Raw genomic sequence first — 17,686 nt, 5'->3', positions numbered from 1 at the left:
CTGAACCGGATACAGACTGATGAGTATTATCGCTGAATATGGCACAGTTTTCCTGATCCTGGCCTGCCTGTTTGGGTTCTTTATGGCCTGGGGGGTTGGGGCCAACGATGTTGCCAATGCCATGGGCACGTCGGTTGGCTCCGGAGCCCTGACGGTAAAACAGGCCATTTTTATCGCCATCCTGCTGGAGTTTACCGGTGCCTATCTGGCGGGCGGGTCGGTTACTGAAACCATACGCAAGGGGATTATTGACCCATCCATACCCCTGCTGGCCGAGAACCCCAATCTGCTGGTATATGGCATGCTGGCTTCGCTGCTGGCTGCGGGCACCTGGTTACTGGTCGCTACGCATTACGGCTGGCCGGTGTCCACTACCCATTCTATTGTCGGGGCCATTGTCGGTTTTGCGGCTGTTGGTATCTCTGCCGACACCGTCAGCTGGGGAAAAGTGGCCGCCATTGTGGGCAGCTGGGTTGTTTCCCCCCTGATGTCAGGGTTGTTCGCCTTCCTGATTTTTGTCAGCGTGCAGAAGCTGATTCTGGATACTGAAAACCCCTTCAGAAACGCCAAGCGCTATATGCCCCTTTATATGTTTCTGGTTGGCTTCATGATGTCGATGGTGACGCTGATCAAGGGCCTCAAGCATATTGGCTTGCCGCTGGATTACACCGAGAGCACCGTGCTCTCACTGATTATCGGCTTGGTCATAATGTTTATTGGCCAGATGGCGCTGGCAAAAATAAAGGAAGATATTCAGGCGGATATGTCGTTTCATTTCTCCAGTGTGGAGAAAGTCTTTGGGGTTATGATGATTTTTACCGCCTGTTCCATGGCCTTTGCCCATGGTTCCAACGATGTGGCCAATGCGGTGGGGCCATTGGCAGCGGTTGTCAGTGTGGTGATCAGTGGGGGTGAAATTGTCGGCAAGTCTTCTGTTCCGCCCTGGGTTCTGCTGGTGGGTGCTGTAGGTATTGTGGCAGGGCTAGCGACCTGGGGCTATAAGGTCATGGCTACCATAGGTTCTCATATCACCGAGTTGACACCCAGCCGTGGTTTTGCCGCAGAGCTTGCGGCGGCCTCTACGGTGGTGATGGCCTCCGGCACTGGCTTGCCGATCTCCACAACCCATACGCTGGTTGGTGCAGTTCTTGGCGTGGGACTGGCCAGGGGGATCGGCGCTTTGAACCTGCGCGTTATCAGCACCATCTTTATGTCCTGGCTGGTCACTCTGCCAGCAGGAGCGATCCTGGCGATTATTTTCTTCCACTGCCTCAAGTTGATTTTTGGCTAGGATTTAGTTTCCAATAAAGCCCGCCCTGTTTATCATCTTAAGAGACTCCCTTTATTAGACGGTGATAATCAGGGTTATGAGCAGCCAGCAGCCAACATTTCAGCATGCACTTTCAAGATTGATTGAGATACCTTCTGTCAGCTCAACCCTTCCTGATCTGGATATGAGTAACCTGCCGGTTATCAATGAGCTGGCGGCGTGGTTGGAAGCGATGGGGTTTCAATGCGAGATTCAACCCCTGCCCGGGGCTCCCCACAAGGCAAACCTGATTGCAACTCTTGGCAGTGGTCCGGGAGGTCTGGTACTGGCCGGGCATACGGATACGGTTCCCTACAATGACAGCCTGTGGAAAAGTTCACCGTTTACCCTGGAAGAAAGAGATGGCCGGTTTTATGGATTGGGCGTCTGCGATATGAAAGGCTTCTTTGCCCTGGTCATGGAAGCAGTTCGGGGGTATCTGGGCACGCCATTGACAGCACCATTGATCATTCTGGCCACGGCGGATGAGGAGTCCTCAATGAATGGCGCTCGTGCCCTGGCGGAACTTGGTCGACCAAAAGCACGGTATGCTGTGGTGGGAGAACCTACCGGGATGCGGCCTATTCATATGCACAAAGGCATTATGATGGAGCGTATTCAGATTCTCGGGCAATCAGGCCATTCCAGCAATCCGGCACTGGGCCGTAATGCCATGGAGACAGTCCACAAGGTGATCACTGACTTGATGCAGTTTCGCGCCGAACTGGCCGAGCGTTATCAGAACTTTGGCTTTACCATTCCTACACCTACCTTGAATCTGGGTTGCATTCATGGTGGCGACAACCCTAACCGGATTTGTGGGCAGTGCCAGCTGGACTTTGATATTCGTATGCTGCCGGGGATGGACAGCGAACAACTGCGGCAGCAAATTCGTCAGAGGCTTTTGCCAATTGCTGAAGCGGATCAGGTTGAGATCTCACTCGAAGCAATTACACCGGCTATTGAAGCTTTTGCCGGTCCTGAGAATTCGGATCTGGTGGCTGCCTGTGAAAAGCTGACAGGGCATCAGGCAGAAGTCGCAGCATTTGCTACTGAGGCTCCATTCTTTAGCCGACTGGGTATGGATACCGTGGTATTGGGACCAGGTGATATTGATCAGGCACACCAGCCAGATGAATACCTCTCGCAGGAACGGATAAAACCCATGATTGCTATTTTGCAGTCATTGATCAGACAGTATTGCTTATCTTGAAGAGAAGTACTGCACGATGTTCTTATAACCTGAGCATGTGATGCTCAGGGCGGCCTTTAATAGAGTGTCATGGATAAACAAGTGTGGCTTGCGTGAAAAAAAAGGAACATTCAGCAGACAGTGCAGAAAAGTACGTGAAGTTTTTCCGTCAATCATCACCCTATATTCATGCCCACAGGGGGAAAACCTTTGTGATCATGCTCAGTGGTGAAACGCTGGCTCACCCCAACCTTGGTAATATCATCAGTGATATTGCACTGATGAGTAGCCTGGGGGTCCGACTGGTGCTGGTACACGGTGCCCGCCCTCAGATTGATGAGCGTTTACGGGAACGTGGCATTAAAACAGTTATTCATCAGGGCGGGGCTGGCAATGGCCGACTGCATAATGAACGACGGGTTACTGACAGGCAGAGCCTTGAGTGTGTCAAAGATGCTGCAGGAAATATGCGAGCCCTGATTGAATCAAGGCTCTCGGTGGGGCTGGTGAACTCGCCCATGCATGGTGCCAGGATTCGTGTAGTCAGTGGTAACTTTGTGACCGCCAAACCCCTGGGGGTGCTTGATGGTATCGATTTTAAGCATACGGGCGAAGTCCGGAAGATAGACAGTCAGGCCATCGATCATCTGCTGGACAGTGGTTATGTGGTGTTACTCTCCTGTCTCGGGCTTTCCCCCACCGGGGAGATTTTCAATATTGAAGCAGAGGAAGTGGCTACCCGGACCGCCATCAGTCTGCAAGCTGAAAAATTGATACTGTACGCTGAGCAACAGGGAATTTTTGATCACCAGGGGAATCTGATCAATAGAATTTCTCCCCATGAAGCCATTAAAGAACTTGAGTCGCAGACTGGTGAGTCAAGGCGACTGCTGTCCTCCGCCGTGACCGCTTGCTCCGATGGTGTCGAACGGGCCCAGATTATCAGCTATCAGGATGATGGATCACTGCTGATGGAGCTGTTTACCCGTGATGGTGCCGGTACGCTGATTTCCAGGGATCACTATGAAGAAGTCCGTGGTGCAACCATTGAGGATGTGGGCGGTATTCTTGAACTGATCCGTCCTTTCGAGGAAAAAGGCATACTGCGCCGTCGCTCCCGAAAAGAACTGGAGCGGGAAATAAAGCTGTTCAGTGTCGTGTTGCTGGACGGCATGATCATCGGCTGTGCTGCTCTTCATCCGTACTATGAAAATGGTACCAGCGCAGCAGAACTGGCCTGTGTTGTGGTCCATCCTGAATATCGCAGTGCACAGCGCGGTGATCGTTTGCTCGCCCATATTGAAGCGTTGGCAGAAGAACAGGGCATGAACGAAATCTACGTCATGACCACCCAGACTACCCATTGGTTTATTGAGCGGGAGTTTGCTGAAGTTGCCTGTGATGATTTACCGGCAGAGCTTAAAGCAAAATATAACCCCAAAAGGCAGTCAAAGGTTCTTATGAAAACGGTAGGAGGCTGACCGAGAATAGCTCCCGGGTTAACTGAAAACGAGCGGACTACTTCCCGGTTTTATTACTGTCAGAAACCCACTGAAGGAATCGTTCACGGGTTGTTTCATCCGCCTGGTTGTACCAGTACTGCAGCATGCTTTCACTCATTGGCTGAGCCGTTGCCGGTGCTGGCATGACAGAAGGTCGGGATGGTTGGGCAACCTGATATGAGACACCTTGCGGGTTAGCAATATAAACGGTTCCGGCCATTGCCCGAACAGCCGCCGGACTGTCAGACAGGTTAAACTTCTGGATATCCTCCACCGTGTCTCCGCCGATTAACAGCCCGGATTTATTAAGCACGCTGAACTCAAAGGGAATCGCCTGGCCTTTGGCATTGGTAATTGAGAATTGAGCCTTTGGCGACTGTGACAGTTTATCGGTATCTCTTGCTGTTTTCAGTCTCGGGGCATTAATGGTGTAGGCCTGATCGCCAGACAGGTCAAACGTCATGATATACGGACTGGTGGTAAACATTTTGGTATCACCACCGTCCCTCACCAGCGTTTTCAGCTGGAATACCAACTGATGACGGCCGTTGCCAAGAGAGAGATCCTTCTTGCTGCCCAGATGATCGGCATCCTTACCATCAAGAACCAGCAGCTTTGTTTTCTCAGGCAGTACCAGTGTATTATCAGCAATAACCGGCATGGCCAGAGTGGATACCAACAGTGCACCCAACAGACGACGTACAAACATAAGGCAGTGTTCTCCTATAGATCATCTATCGATTATAGGTTGGTACAACTACCGGTTCGTATTGTTGCTTTCCGAAATTGTGGGCTTGAACTGTGGGCAGCGGCGCTATCGATGGCCAGTACATGGCTAAACCGGATCAATCGGGCGCTGGTTGCCACTTGGGTGTTGAGGGGATTGAGAAGAGTTATATTTGCTGCCAATAACATAAGTAATAATGCTGTGGAACAGCCTGAGAGTCTCTTCGTGCTTCTGGTAACTTCCTTCTCTTTGTGCTTTTTCAATCCAGGTTCTTAAGTCAAGCAGTTCGTCCAGGCTATCGAGTTCTCTGATTTCCTTGAGTGCCAGACCTTCTGATATTTCTCCTGTACGAAACCGGATAATCAGACGGCCACAGGGTTGGTTTCGGATAGAGTGTAAGAAATCCTCCGATGATAAACGCTGATGTTCATTGTGAGAATACTGATCCGCTGATTCTCTCACCCGGGCAGCCTTTGGAGTGTATCTGCGTTCCTGGCCTTCGGATACAGTAGAAATAACCCGTACACTATTACCAATCAGTGTTTTGGCTATTTGTTTGTTCCAGTTGGCGCTTTTTTCCTGAACAACACGATAGAATGTACCGAATGCACTGTTAATTTCCTGATCAAGCAACTGTTGTAAGGCGGCATGTTTAAGGATAACTATCGCGGCTTCTTCATCACTCATTGACTCATACGGCCCTTTGTTGAGCAGTTCACTTCGCTGTCTGGCTTCTTCCAGACTGTTGCCAATGTCTTCCATTGATTTTATCGACTGGAGTAAATGATCAACCATTGGCTCCAATTCCTGTTTGGCCAGTGAGCGTAGCGTACCAACTTCCTCGCGCCCTGTTCTCAGCCGTTTGCCAAACAGTTGTCTGGTATAATCAGGCTGCTTTTTGATCATCTTTGCCATTCTCTTTTTATTAACTTTGGTATTTGCATGATCGGCAGCCATATCCGCAAAAAAGAAAGCCACATAGCACAAGGCTCCACTCACAGTGATCTTTGGAGCGACAGGGGTTAAATTGATGGTGCTTCCTCTTTTTCCAGCTATTTTGAAAATTTTTACCAGGTTTTTATATAAGGTTCCTTTGACTTGGGTATAGAAAAAATCCTGAATCATGCTTTTCAAAATCCCGGCTGATTTAAAGGCCGCAGATTCTTTTTTAGGCTCAATTCCCGCATTATCAGAATCTGGTTGACTTGCTGTGTGCCGGGCAGAATTCATCCAGTGAGGAATGATGTGCTGCATCCATTTTTTGTCGTTGGTTTTTATCTGGTGGCCGTGAATGGTTAACTTTTTGTTTGTGGTAACACTCTTGAACAGTTCTTCTCTTTTTTCAGGAGGCATATCTTTAAATTTTGAATTCCACAGGTCTTCCAGATCCTTTATATGCCGGTTTTCAAGAATGGTGCGGCTGATCACGACATTCTCGATAAGCTTGTCAAAGTAAAATAAATTGGCTTTCAGTTTTTTTCTTCGCTCAAAATACAGTGCTTTCTCTTTCTCTAAAGCAATAGACTCTGCCAGTGTCTTCTGTTCTTTTTCTGCCATTGTTTTGAGTTTTATTGCCTGTTTTTCGAGATCTGCATAAGCGTTGTATATCTGTGAAAAGGTTTTATGAGTGCATCGATAACGAAGTTTATTTATTAGTTTTTTTCTTTTCCTGTCGTTTGACTTATCAAAGTTGGTATAGTCAAAGTCAGCGTATTTTTTTATTTGTTTAAGTCCTCTGACCATCCTGACCCTGCGCCAGAGCTCGGTACTGGAAGACCAGAAAGCGATGTAACCCAGATCAGTGATCAGTCCGACAGCAACGGCAATACCAATAGCGATTCCAGCGGGTGGGAAAATAGCAGTGAGGATGGCTCCAGTAAGTAAAATAAAGAAATTGTAAATCTGGTATCGTTTGTTACGTAAGATATTTCTCTTTATTCTGTTGCCAATATCTTTAAGGTGTATATTTGCAAAAAAACGTTCTCCTGAAGCCAGTTGTTGAATATGTTTACGGTCTTCTTTCTCGATAAAATGACCTGTTTTCTTCGGCTCAGGTAGCTGAGGAAGTGGTGGTTGCTGATGATCGAGGGCTTCACTGTCAATACTTTTTACTTTATTGCCGGTTGCTGATTTTTGTTCCTCAATGGGCAGAACCAGGTTGTTTCGTAACTCTTTTTTAAACTCAAGCATTCGTTCAAAAGTGAACGTTTTTTCATCTTTTATGCCAACCTTTATTAATAAGTTTTTAATATATTCATATTGTTGTTCAGGATGCACTCCATATTGCTCTCTTCCCTGAAGTTGTTGCTGCATGACTGGTAAGCCGGAGGTTTTTTCATACTGCATTGCCAGGCGAATTTTTCTATGGATATGCGTCAGTAGTACTTGCTGCAGGAAGCCATCAGGCGGTGTTTTACCTTTACGTAAATACTCATAGGCCATATCCATGCTGCTGAGTTGAGTGGATTTGACGACAGCTTCCATCGTTTCTGTGCTGATAGCGATATTTCCATTCGAAATACCCAGTCTGCCATCTTCTGATCGATGCAGCTTGATGTGGCCAGCATGCAGTTTTAATGCAGCAAGTACTTTCTGTGGGTTCTCTGGATTGTATTTGGTCAGATCATCAACCAGATCACTCACTTTCATTGAGGGGGCAGGGTGAATAAAGCGATTGATTTTTTCCTTACAGAAAGAGATTAAACGGTTATGCCAGTGCCTGGATTCATTATGCTCAGTCACTTGAATGGTGGTCTCAACCGATTTTATTTCCCGGGTATCCGTGGCGTGTTGACCTTTACCGGGTTCGGATGGCGGGTATCCTGCGCGGTGCGAAGAAATATGATCTGTAGATGGTATCCGGGGCATTCCTCATTCCCTAAGGTAACCCTTATTCAAGGCTTGTATTGGCTTAATGAGTATGTGTAAAAATGATGCATTGCCTGCCCAGCAAACAAGATAGAAAACAGACAACTTTTCCATGCAACATCACAAGCTGTTCAACTAACTATAGACAATCAGAATTGGAGAAAAGGGCATTTCCTGCATCTGAGGCGGCAGGAAATGTGGCTTATTCCCAAGTTGAAAGAGGGAAAAACGACAGGTGCTGATTTCAGGCCCTGTCGAGCACCAGGTAACTGTAAGTCAGTGGCTGCTCATCTTCTGATTGGGTGTCTTCCCGGGAGATTTCCCGCCACTCCTGCGGGTTGATGTCCGGGAAAAAGGCATCACCGTCAAAACTTTGATACACCCGGGTCAGGTAAAGACGGTCAGCTTGATCAATCGCCTGTCGATAGATCTGTTCGCCACCAATGACCATGATTTCTTCGTTACCGTTGATCAGGTTAGCAGCCTCCGCCAGGGCAATCCCATCATCCAGGCTGTGAACTACGCTGACTCCCTCATGGTGCCAGTTGTGATCCCGGGTAATGACGATATTGGTTCTGCCTGGCAGAGGCTTGCCCAGGGAGTCAAAGGTTTTCCGGCCCATGATCACAGGCTTTCCCATGGTAACCGCTTTGAAGTAGCGCAGATCTCCCGGCAGATACCAGGGCATTTTATTATTGATGCCAATGGCGTTATTGTCTGCCACCGCAGCGATCAGGGCCAGTTTCATCCATGTTACTCCTTTTTTGAACCATACAGTTTTGAACCACAAATACTCATGACGATTGTTCGTCACCCTCTGGTATGAAAGATTTGCCACGGAGGCACGGAGACACAGAGGTAAAACTTTATCTTGTCTCCGTGCCTCTGTGTCTCCGTGGCAATTTTTCTTTCACGGCAAAGACCCCAAGACAACGCTTGGCAATCCATGCGCCTTCCCGGTAGAGAATTTACGGCTTCGGGTTAAATACGCCAACGTTCTCATGCCCTTCTTCCCGAAGGTGCATGGCATGCAGCTGACTCATTACACCCCTTTCGCAGTAGAGCAGGTAATGGCGATTGTTGTCCAGCTCCGGGAAGCGTGTGCGCAGCTGATAGAAGGGAATGATCACCACCTCGCGTCCGGGCATGGTAAATGGCTTTATCTCTTCTTCAGTGGGGTGACGAATATCGATAATCACTTCACCCTGATGAACTTCACTAACCACCTCGATTTCTTCCCGGGTCAGGTCATCCGCAATGATGTCGTGGATAGAGACCGTTCTCCGGCTTTGAATGGCATCTTCAAGTACATCGAAGTTGAACCGCTCCTCTTCTGCCACAATTCTCTCTACCCTGGCCCGGGTGGTGGGGTTTTTCGAGATCACTGCGCAGTATTCTGGAATATTACGAACGAATTCTTCAGTACCGATTTGTATGGATATATCGATGATTGCCTGCTTATCCATGGTAATCAGAGGCCGGAGCACCAGGGCATCGGTTACCGAGTCAATCACTGCCAGGTTAGGCAGTGTCTGGCTGGAAACCTGACCAATGGCTTCGCCGGTGACCAGTGCCGCCATCTCCATCTCTTTAGCCACCTTAGTGGCGGCCCTGAGCATCATTCGCTTGAGAATAACGCCCATCTGGGCGTTGTCCACTTTGGTCAGTATTTCTTCGACAACCCCTTCAAAAGGTACGGTAACGAACTTTACCTGGCGAGAAGAACCAAAGCGGTTCCACAGGTAGAAAGCCACCTCTTTTACTGCCAGCTCATGGGCATGCCCACCCAGGTTGAAGAAGCAGAAGTGAGTTCGGATACCGCGCTTCATGGTCAGGAAGCTCGATACCGTAGAGTCAAAACCGCCGGAAATCAGCGAGAGTACTGGCTCCTGAGACCCGAGGGGATAGCCACCCAGACCTGCTCCCCGCTTCTGGGTCATAAAATAGCGGTCATTCTTGATATCAATACGAACCGTTATTTCTGGGTTTTTCAGGCTGACCCCTCTGGCTTTGGTCTGCTGGATAAGACCGCCACCGACAAATCTTTCTACCTCAATGGACTGGAAATCATGCTTGCCGATCCGGTTACAGCGAACGCAGAACGTTTTGCCCGCCAGTGTTTCTGAGTGGGCCTCAACGGCTTTTTCCAGAACCTCGTCCAGGCTGACCAGCTTGTGCTCTGCCACATGCAGCCAGTAGGCAATGCCCGGGATATGGCTTAACAGGTCACCGACCTCTGCCACCAGGATCTGATCATTGCTACTGGTCGTGACTTCTATATGATCCCATACACCGCAGACATCGATATTCTCATCCACACGCTTGACAATGGTGCGAATATTTTTACGCAGCATTTTAATAAAGCGTTTTCTTACCGGGGCACTTTTAATGGTGATTTCCGGAAACAGTTTGATGATGAACTTCATGGATCAGGAGACCTTGTGGGCTGGGTAGTCAAGGCGGGTAGGACGGATAACTTAACCATTCATTAACGGCGCATTATACCGAATAACCGAGAGTTCTGGCACTTTTGTAACACGTTGCAGGATGACCCCGGAAAACCGGCTTATATGGACCGTAATCGGTATTTATCTCTATGCCGGTAAGTAATGCTGCAAATCCCTTGTCAAAGGGGTTACACTGTCTGCCGCTGTTTGGTCAGATGGGTGTTGTAAAAGCTGTTTGCACTTATTTGGTGCGCCTATGGTTTTCTCTGCACCGTATCGGGTGGGCTTTTTATCGGATCTCTCGGACAGCCTCCTAGGCATTGTTCAGGTGCGTGAGAGCCGTGAACGTGTGTACTTTGAGCAGCCTGAAGAGGATAAGGCAAGCAAAAACTGTGTGAACCGGTCTGGTATCTGGCTGTTTCCCGGTCTCTTTTTGCTCAATGTTTGCCTTTTTTCAGATGTCCCACTGAAAAGCACTGTTTTTGTCCATCCCATTTGATCAAGTTGCAAAATGTGGCATAGCTATTGCTAGTGGTCCAGCAAGCGAATCTTCTGGCTGCTCGTTGATGAGACAGCAAAGAGATTGATCAGTAAACCGCCTGATCTCATTGGTTGCCAGTGCGGTGTTTGTCCGGTTTTTTTGTCCTCTAGAGGGGAAATAATAAATGTCGAAGACTCTTAGCCTGATTAAGGAACATGACGTTAAGTGGGTTGATCTGCGTTTCACCGATACCAAGGGTAAAGAGCAGCACGTATCGATTCCCATTGGTGAAATAGACGACGAATTCTTCGAAGTCGGCAAAATGTTCGACGGTTCCTCTATTGCTGGCTGGAAGGGCATTAACGAATCCGACATGATTCTGATGCCAGATGACAGCACAGCTGTCATCGATCCATTCACTGAAGCCACCACCCTCAACCTGCGCTGTGACATCGTGGAGCCATCCACCATGCAGGGTTATGAGCGTGACCCACGCTCTGTTGCCAAGCGTGCCGAAGAGTACCTGAAGTCTACCGGCATTGCCGACACTGCGTTCTTTGGTCCTGAGCCAGAGTTCTTTGTGTTTGACGACGTTAAGTGGAGCGTTGATATCTCCGGTGCTTCTTACGAAGTGAACTCAGAAGAAGCGGCATGGTCTTCCAACGCCAAATTTGAAGGCGGCAACATCGGTCACCGTCCAAAAGTGAAGGGCGGTTACTTCCCGGTACCACCGGTTGACTCCCTGCACGATCTGCGTGCCGCCATGTGTGATGCCATGGAAGCCCAGGGCCTGGACGTTGAAGTTCATCACCACGAAGTAGGTACTGCCGGTCAGTGTGAAATCGGTGTCAAGTTCAACACCCTGGTAAAGAAAGCTGACGAAGTTCAGATTCTGAAGTACGCAGTGCATAACGTTGCTCATGCCTATGGCAAGACCGCTACCTTTATGCCGAAGCCATTGGTAGGCGACAACGGCTCCGGTATGCACGTTCACATGTCTCTGTCCAAGAACGGTGAGAACCTGTTTGCTGGTGACGGCTATGCAGGCCTGTCTGAAGAAGCCCTGTACTACATCGGTGGTGTAATCAAACATGCCAAGGCCATCAACGCCTTTGCCAACGCTTCTACCAACTCTTACAAGCGTCTGATCCCGGGCTTTGAAGCTCCGGTTATGCTGGCTTACTCAGCCCGTAACCGCTCTGCTTCTATCCGTATTCCCTACGTGAACAGCCCTAAGGCCCGTCGTATTGAAGTACGTTTCCCCGATCCTACTGCCAACCCATACCTGGCCTTTGCGGCCCTGATGATGGCCGGTCTGGACGGAATCAAGAACAAGATCCATCCTGGCGATGCGGCTGACAAGGATCTGTACGATCTGCCACCAGAAGAAGCGGCCGAGATCCCAACGGTTTCTGCCAGCTTTGAAGAATCCCTGGCTGCCCTGGACGCTGACCGTGAGTTCCTGACGGCCGGTGGCGTATTCACAGACGACATGATCGATGGTTACATTGAACTCAAGAAGGAAGAGTGTCTTGCTGTCAGCCAGACAACTCACCCGGTAGAGTTTGATCTGTATTATTCTGTCTAAACCGTTTTTTCAGATCGGATTAGCTGTCGTTTAACCTCAAGCCAGAGCGAAAGTTCTGGCTTTTCTCTTTCTGATGAACCCTGTAAATGCACGACTGAATGGATGTAGGCGGCAGACGTACACAGGGGCCATTACCGGGAAACAATAACCAGCATGCGTTTTCCCCGTTACTACCTGTTAAAAAGTCTTGGTAACTATTAAGCTAACCAGTGCTCAACACGATATAAGCCGGATATGACTCCACTAAGGCAAGAGGCTCATGAATATAAAAAAGGCAATGGTCAGGTCTTTTCTGGCGGTGATTCTGCCTCTGGTATCAGTGAACTTTGCGTTTGGCACGATTTATAAAACAGTGGATCAGGATGGAAATGTGATCTTTACTGACTCCCGACCTGCGGATCAGCCCAGTGAGGAAGTCAAGTTACGCCCGATTACGCCAATGTCTCCAGCACCGGAGAATAAACCTGAATTACCAAAACCTGTTCAAAAAGTGAGCAAGAAGCCCTACGGCAGACTGCAAATTATCGAGCCAGCCAATAATGCCACGGTGCGTAACCAGGGAAATTTCACGGTAAAAATTGTCACAGCACCAAAAATCATTGATGGTCACAAAGTTCGCCTGCTGCTTGATGGCAAGGTGGTGGCGGGCCCCAAGCGAAATTTAACTTTTGAACTTGAGAATGTGGATCGTGGTACCCACAACCTTGCCGTGGAGATCATTGATAATCAGGCCAAAGTCATTCAGTCGTCCAGCAATACGATCCATGTCCATCGAACCTTATTCACTCCCGCAGTATCTATAAATCCTCCTGCCTCCTGACGGCTGCACCAAAAAAAGGAGAGTGAGCTATAGGCTTTCCCCCCACGCTTTCAGACCAGCCCATAGTCTCGCTAGTTTAAGCTCCATAAACCTGGTGCTCTGATTACATGAATGCACTATTATGGTGCAATGACGGCTGGCAAGTTGGAATTAACGTTTGAGCTCTTTTCGATGGTACGCACTAATATGGCCCGAATAGATGAAATATCAGGCAGGTTGGACGTTTCACGGTAAAAAGTCTGGCTTGCCATCAAGGGTGGTTTGGTTTTTGCATTAACGATAGCCAATACCGTTTCGCATCAGATTCAGGTCAACAGAGCCTGAAATACACGATAAAAGTAATAACAATACCTGACCATGAAGCAGCTTTTACCTGGCTCTTTAGCAGAGATAATCCCTGAAACAGGAACTATGCAAAACATCATTCTGGATAACCTGAATACCGTGGTGATGGTGCTCGACCGGGAGTTCCGGGTGATTACCCTGAATCCGGCGGCAGAAACCCTGCTGGATACCAGCTTGAAAAGGATTCTGAACCAGCCGGTAACCATGGTGATTCCTGAAGAAAACTTCAAGGCTGATCTGGATCGCAGTCTGGCTCAGCATCAGCAGTTTACCCGTCGGGAAACCGACTTTCCCATCAATGGTGAGATGATCAATGTGGATTACAGCATTTCACCCATCACCTGTGGGGAAGCAAGGCTGCTTCTGGAAATCAATCCCCGTGACCGGGTTCAGAAAATTACCCGGGAAGAGTCGCAGATAGCCAAGCAGGAAACCTCCCGAATTCTGGTTCGGGGGCTGGCCCATGAAGTGAAAAATCCCCTTGGTGGTATTCGTGGCGCGGCTCAGCTTCTGGCCAGGGAGCTGGAGGATCAGGGGTTGAAAGAATTTACCGAGATTATTATCCAGGAAGCGGATCGGCTGCGTGACCTGGTCGACCAGATGCTGGGGCCTCTGCAGCCACCGAAGATGGAAGGCCTGAGTATTCATGAAGTACTTGAAAGAGTGATGCAGCTAATCAATGCCGAAACCGGTGGAGAACTCAGGCTAAAACGAGACTATGATCCAAGTATTCCCGATATACCGGGTGACTTCGAACGACTGATACAGGCTATTCTGAACCTGGTGCGCAATGCCATGCAGGCCATTGATCAGGCGATGCCGCGCTCTGAAGGTCTGATCACCCTGAGAACCCGTATTGCCCGACAGTTTACCATCGGTACCCAGCGACGGCGGCTGGTTTGTCACTTGTCCATTATTGATAACGGGCCAGGAATTCCGCCTGATCTGATCGACAATATTTTCTACCCCATGATCAGCGGCCGTGCCGATGGAACGGGTCTGGGGTTACCCATGGCACAGTCCATCATCAGCCTGCATCAGGGGTTGGTTGAGTGTGAGAGTAAGCCGGGTGAAACCATTTTTAACGTGTTCTTACCCATCACCAGAGAACCACTTTCGCTGGATATATCACAGGAGTGAAGTATGAGTTTGAGTTCCAAAGTCTGGATCGTGGATGACGACCAGGCAATACGCTGGGTTCTGGAGCGGGCCCTGAATTCAGCCGGTATCGAAACACAATCCTTTGATGCGCCGGAAAAAGTGCTGGCAGCGCTGGAACACAGTGAACCGGAGGCCCTGATCAGTGATGTCCGGATGCCGGGCATGAACGGTTTGCAACTGATGAAGGCCGTTCATGAACGGAAGCCGGATATCCCCGTTATTATCATGACGGCGCACTCCGATCTGGACAGCGCGGTGTCTTCCTACCAGAGTGGTGCATTTGAGTACCTGCCGAAGCCTTTTGATATTGATGAAGCAGTAGCGCTGGTCAGGCGTGGTCAGGAACATCGCCAGCAGCAACTGGCTGAGGCAGCGGTTCCGGAGGCATCCCTGCAACAGGAGGAGTCTACGGAGATTATCGGTGAAGCCCCTGCCATGCAGGAAGTGTTTCGTGCCATTGGCCGCCTGTCGCACTCCAACATTACCGTATTGATTAATGGTGAATCCGGCACCGGTAAGGAGCTGGTGGCCAGGGCACTGCACCGCCACAGCCCCCGGGCGGACCGATCTTTTATTGCCCTGAATATGGCAGCGATTCCCCGGGACCTGATTGAGTCTGAACTCTTTGGTCACGAAAAAGGTGCATTTACCGGTGCCGGAGGTATGCGCCGTGGGCGTTTTGAACAGGCCGGTGGTGGCACTCTGTTTCTGGATGAAATTGGCGATATGCCCGCCGATACCCAGACCCGCTTACTGCGCGTGCTGGCCGATGGCGAGTTTTACCGCGTGGGTGGGCACACGCCGGTTAAAGCGGATGTGCGAATTATTGCAGCGACCCATCAGAATCTTGAAAAACTGGTGGCAGAAGGCAAGTTCCGTGAAGACCTTTTTCACCGGCTGAATGTTATCCGGGTACATCTGCCAAAGCTTAAGGACCGTCGTGAAGATATTCCACGACTGGCGCGTTTCTTTCTGGACAAGGCAGGCAAAGAGCTTGAAGTGGAACCGAAAATCCTGCACCCGGAAACGGCCGGTTACATCAGTACTCTGGACTGGCCCGGTAACGTCCGGCAGTTGGAAAACACCTGCCGCTGGTTAACTGTAATGGCCTCTGGCCGGGAAGTGCTGGTCTCTGACCTGCCCCCAGAGTTGATGGATAAGGGAGACAGTGACCCGGGTTCGGTAACCGGCTACGGCAGCTGGCAGCAACTGTTCCGCCAATGGTGTGATCGTGAGCTGGCAGCGGGGCAGGTCGGCATCCTTGATCAGGCGGTGCCAGCCTTTGAAGCCATTGTTATTGAATCAGCACTGGCCCATACCGGAGGCCGTAAAAAAGATGCAGCAGAATTACTGGGATGGGGTCGGAATACGCTTACCCGGAAGATCAAGGAGCTGAGCCTGGAGCCTTCTGCACCTCTGGAAGAAGAACTGGTTGGTTAAGCACCGCAATCCCATAGGATATAAACGACACGGAGACAAAAAGTTTTTATATCGTATTTCTGTTTCAATGGTTAAAAAGCTTACTCCTGATATAAGGAGTTTTGACAGGACGTAAGGCCAATAGTTCGTATTTCACACTGCCTATACTGAAAACAGAATGTAGCAGTAAGGCAGTAGCATCATGGAACGGACCCTATCTTTGCGCCAGGGAATTGGCGCACTTTTCTTATTCGGTATATTTGCCGCCACTTTGTTGGCAAATGTTAAAGCAGCCACCCAGGGCAAACCGGGTAACACTTCCACCGGTTCATTTTCTATCACACTGATTGTTTACCCGTCCTTGCAGTCTCAGGTTGCCATTGTGGATGAGAGTACAACGGATGAAGACGGTAATCCGGTTATTAACCCAACCAGCACGCTGAGTTTTGATCGTCCGGTTTCCCTCTGTGTCTCAGGGCGTGGCTTATCCCAATTCAGCCTGGCCTCCAGCGGTGCCGACGGTATTGATTTAAGAGTGTCTGAGCCAGCGGGAGAAACCCGGATTACCGGGCAACCCTCCGCCATGTTTGGTGTTGAAAACGACTGCCGTAACAGCAGCCGACAATTGATTGCCCAGCCGGTAAGCGGCTTTCAGGGCTCAAAACAGCCTGCGACGTTATTGATTCATGCCGAGTAAGGGTAAGTTTCAGGCAACTTTGGCAGTAAAACCCATTTGAGATTATTTTTCGTGGCAATAGAATAGGGGAGTATCGTTCATCCCCTGTCGTTCAAACTTGCTTAAATTATTCACTGAAGTTTGGCCCGGGGCAAACCGGAATTACCATTATATGTACATGAAACGCCTTGTCCGTGGAGCCTGCCTGCTGGTCACTCTTATCGCCAGCTCACAAGTGCTGGCAACCATGTCTCTTGATCGTATGATCGTCTACTTCAAGCCAGACCAGCTGCCACGGCAGGATGTGGTGGTCTCCAATCCGGATAAAGAAAATCTCTACCTGCAAACCGAAGTGTACAACGTCATCAATCCCGGTACAGAACAGGAAGAGCGTATTCGGGTAACAGACCCCAATGACATCAAACTGCTGGCCACACCGGGAAAAGCCATTATTCCGCCCAATGGCCGTAAAACCGTAAGGTTGGTGAGTCTGGAAACCCCCAAAGATAAAGAGCTGGTCTATCGGGTAACCTTCCGTCCTGTGGTTGGTGACCTGGAAGCCAAACAAACCGCTATCAAACTGTTGGTAGCCTATCAGGCCCTGGTCTTTGTGCGCCCTCAGAACCCTGAGTATAAAGTGGACGGTAAATTAGATAATGGCAAAATGACGTTTACAAATAGCGGCAATATCAACGTGGTGCTTCGTAATGGAAAATACTGCACCAGTAATGCACAAGAGAGCTGTACTGACCTGAGCGACGGTACTCGTATTTATGCCGGTGAAAGTTGGGAAATGCCTCTGCCCGAGGGTGCAGCCAAAGGCAAAGGGTTTATTCAATATGGCCTGTTCGATGGTGAGTTTGAGGAGACTCAGAAGTTCTCTCTGTAAATACAGGCGATTTGTCGCTTGGTGAAGTCCCGGGAGGATGATTCGGGAACTAAGTAGCTGGCCATATAGAATCATATATTTCTGGCTACTTGGGCAGGTGCTATGCGAGGCACAACGGAGGGAGCATAGCCGTAGCTATGTGACCGGAGTTGTAACGAAGCAGAGTGCCTGAACAAGGAGTCAGAAATATATGATTCCATATGGTTAGCTACTTACTCACAACAGGGTAACTGTCAAGGTCACAGTATCCTGATAGCACCCT

Annotated in this window: 13 protein-coding genes; 9 read left to right on the top strand and 4 right to left on the bottom strand. The window is 49.4% G+C overall.

Going from position 1 to position 17,686, the window contains the following annotated elements:
• Positions 1-19 precede the first annotated feature (19 nt).
• The 3 genes from CX664_RS09220 (at position 20) to argA (ending at position 3,982) form a co-directional block, all read left to right on the top strand.
• Positions 20-1,291, top strand: a complete 1,272-nt coding sequence (locus CX664_RS09220; RefSeq protein WP_101746453.1) for an inorganic phosphate transporter — start codon at positions 20-22, stop codon at positions 1,289-1,291.
• Positions 1,292-1,367: 76 nt separating this feature from the next.
• Positions 1,368-2,522 carry an acetylornithine deacetylase gene (gene argE / locus CX664_RS09215; protein ID WP_101746452.1) on the top strand — a complete coding sequence of 385 codons (1,155 nt, stop codon included), beginning with the start codon at positions 1,368-1,370 and terminating at the stop codon, positions 2,520-2,522.
• Positions 2,523-2,605: 83 nt separating this feature from the next.
• Positions 2,606-3,982, top strand: a complete 1,377-nt coding sequence (gene argA / locus CX664_RS09210) for an amino-acid N-acetyltransferase (protein ID WP_420810353.1) — start codon at positions 2,606-2,608, stop codon at positions 3,980-3,982.
• Positions 3,983-4,019: 37 nt separating this feature from the next.
• On the opposite strand, the gene CX664_RS09205 is transcribed toward argA, so the two are convergent.
• From CX664_RS09205 to thiI, 4 genes are all read right to left on the bottom strand, one after another.
• Complete coding sequence (locus tag CX664_RS09205; RefSeq protein WP_101746451.1) at positions 4,020-4,712, bottom strand: YccT family protein; 693 nt, start codon at positions 4,710-4,712, stop codon at positions 4,020-4,022.
• A gap of 126 nt (positions 4,713-4,838) precedes the next feature.
• On the bottom strand, positions 4,839-7,598 hold the full coding sequence (locus tag CX664_RS09200) for a hypothetical protein (RefSeq protein ID WP_101746450.1): 2,760 nt from the start codon (positions 7,596-7,598) through the stop codon (positions 4,839-4,841).
• Positions 7,599-7,842: 244 nt separating this feature from the next.
• Positions 7,843-8,346 carry a dihydrofolate reductase gene (locus CX664_RS09195; protein ID WP_101746449.1) on the bottom strand — a complete coding sequence of 168 codons (504 nt, stop codon included), beginning with the start codon at positions 8,344-8,346 and terminating at the stop codon, positions 7,843-7,845.
• A 220-nt stretch (positions 8,347-8,566) separates the two neighbouring features.
• On the bottom strand, positions 8,567-10,024 hold the full coding sequence (thiI, locus tag CX664_RS09190; RefSeq protein ID WP_101746448.1) for a tRNA uracil 4-sulfurtransferase ThiI: 1,458 nt from the start codon (positions 10,022-10,024) through the stop codon (positions 8,567-8,569).
• Between the two features lie 686 nt (positions 10,025-10,710).
• Between thiI and glnA the strand changes: the two genes are divergently transcribed.
• The 6 genes from glnA to CX664_RS09155 all read left to right on the top strand — a co-directional run bounded on the left by glnA (position 10,711) and on the right by CX664_RS09155 (position 17,424).
• Positions 10,711-12,114 (top strand): glutamate--ammonia ligase, encoded by a 1,404-nt coding sequence (gene glnA / locus CX664_RS09180; RefSeq protein WP_101746446.1) that lies wholly within the window; start codon positions 10,711-10,713, stop codon positions 12,112-12,114.
• 259 nt (positions 12,115-12,373) lie between these two features.
• Positions 12,374-12,934, top strand: a complete 561-nt coding sequence (locus tag CX664_RS09175; RefSeq protein ID WP_101746445.1) for a DUF4124 domain-containing protein — start codon at positions 12,374-12,376, stop codon at positions 12,932-12,934.
• A gap of 411 nt (positions 12,935-13,345) precedes the next feature.
• Complete coding sequence (glnL, locus tag CX664_RS09170) at positions 13,346-14,419, top strand: nitrogen regulation protein NR(II) (protein WP_101746444.1); 1,074 nt, start codon at positions 13,346-13,348, stop codon at positions 14,417-14,419.
• 3 nt (positions 14,420-14,422) lie between these two features.
• A complete protein-coding gene (glnG, locus tag CX664_RS09165) occupies positions 14,423-15,880 on the top strand; it encodes a nitrogen regulation protein NR(I) (protein ID WP_101746443.1) in 1,458 nt (485 codons plus the stop codon).
• 181 nt (positions 15,881-16,061) lie between these two features.
• Positions 16,062-16,556 carry a hypothetical protein gene (locus tag CX664_RS09160; RefSeq protein WP_101746442.1) on the top strand — a complete coding sequence of 165 codons (495 nt, stop codon included), beginning with the start codon at positions 16,062-16,064 and terminating at the stop codon, positions 16,554-16,556.
• A 151-nt stretch (positions 16,557-16,707) separates the two neighbouring features.
• Positions 16,708-17,424 carry a fimbrial biogenesis chaperone gene (locus tag CX664_RS09155; RefSeq protein WP_101746441.1) on the top strand — a complete coding sequence of 239 codons (717 nt, stop codon included), beginning with the start codon at positions 16,708-16,710 and terminating at the stop codon, positions 17,422-17,424.
• The last annotated feature ends 262 nt before the right edge of the window (positions 17,425-17,686 follow it).

The organism is Endozoicomonas acroporae, from assembly GCF_002864045.1.
Classification (GTDB): domain Bacteria; phylum Pseudomonadota; class Gammaproteobacteria; order Pseudomonadales; family Endozoicomonadaceae; genus Endozoicomonas; species Endozoicomonas acroporae.
The sequence above is the reverse complement of the archived record's forward strand: the minus strand, read 5'-3'. Positions and strand labels throughout refer to the sequence as shown.

Bases quoted from the DNA above. Each gene is read 5' to 3' on its own strand.
- CX664_RS09220 (WP_101746453.1), top strand. From the start codon at position 20: ATGAGTATTATCGCTGAATATGGCACAGTTTTCCTGATCCTGGCCTGC.
- argE (WP_101746452.1), top strand. From the start codon at position 1,368: ATGAGCAGCCAGCAGCCAACATTTCAGCATGCACTTTCAAGATTGATT.
- CX664_RS09205 (WP_101746451.1), bottom strand. From the start codon at position 4,712: ATGTTTGTACGTCGTCTGTTGGGTGCACTGTTGGTATCCACTCTGGCC.
- CX664_RS09200 (WP_101746450.1), bottom strand. From the start codon at position 7,598: ATGCCCCGGATACCATCTACAGATCATATTTCTTCGCACCGCGCAGGA.
- CX664_RS09195 (WP_101746449.1), bottom strand. From the start codon at position 8,346: ATGAAACTGGCCCTGATCGCTGCGGTGGCAGACAATAACGCCATTGGC.
- thiI (WP_101746448.1), bottom strand. From the start codon at position 10,024: ATGAAGTTCATCATCAAACTGTTTCCGGAAATCACCATTAAAAGTGCC.
- glnA (WP_101746446.1), top strand. From the start codon at position 10,711: ATGTCGAAGACTCTTAGCCTGATTAAGGAACATGACGTTAAGTGGGTT.
- CX664_RS09175 (WP_101746445.1), top strand. From the start codon at position 12,374: ATGAATATAAAAAAGGCAATGGTCAGGTCTTTTCTGGCGGTGATTCTG.
- glnL (WP_101746444.1), top strand. From the start codon at position 13,346: ATGCAAAACATCATTCTGGATAACCTGAATACCGTGGTGATGGTGCTC.
- glnG (WP_101746443.1), top strand. From the start codon at position 14,423: ATGAGTTTGAGTTCCAAAGTCTGGATCGTGGATGACGACCAGGCAATA.
- CX664_RS09160 (WP_101746442.1), top strand. From the start codon at position 16,062: ATGGAACGGACCCTATCTTTGCGCCAGGGAATTGGCGCACTTTTCTTA.
- CX664_RS09155 (WP_101746441.1), top strand. From the start codon at position 16,708: ATGTACATGAAACGCCTTGTCCGTGGAGCCTGCCTGCTGGTCACTCTT.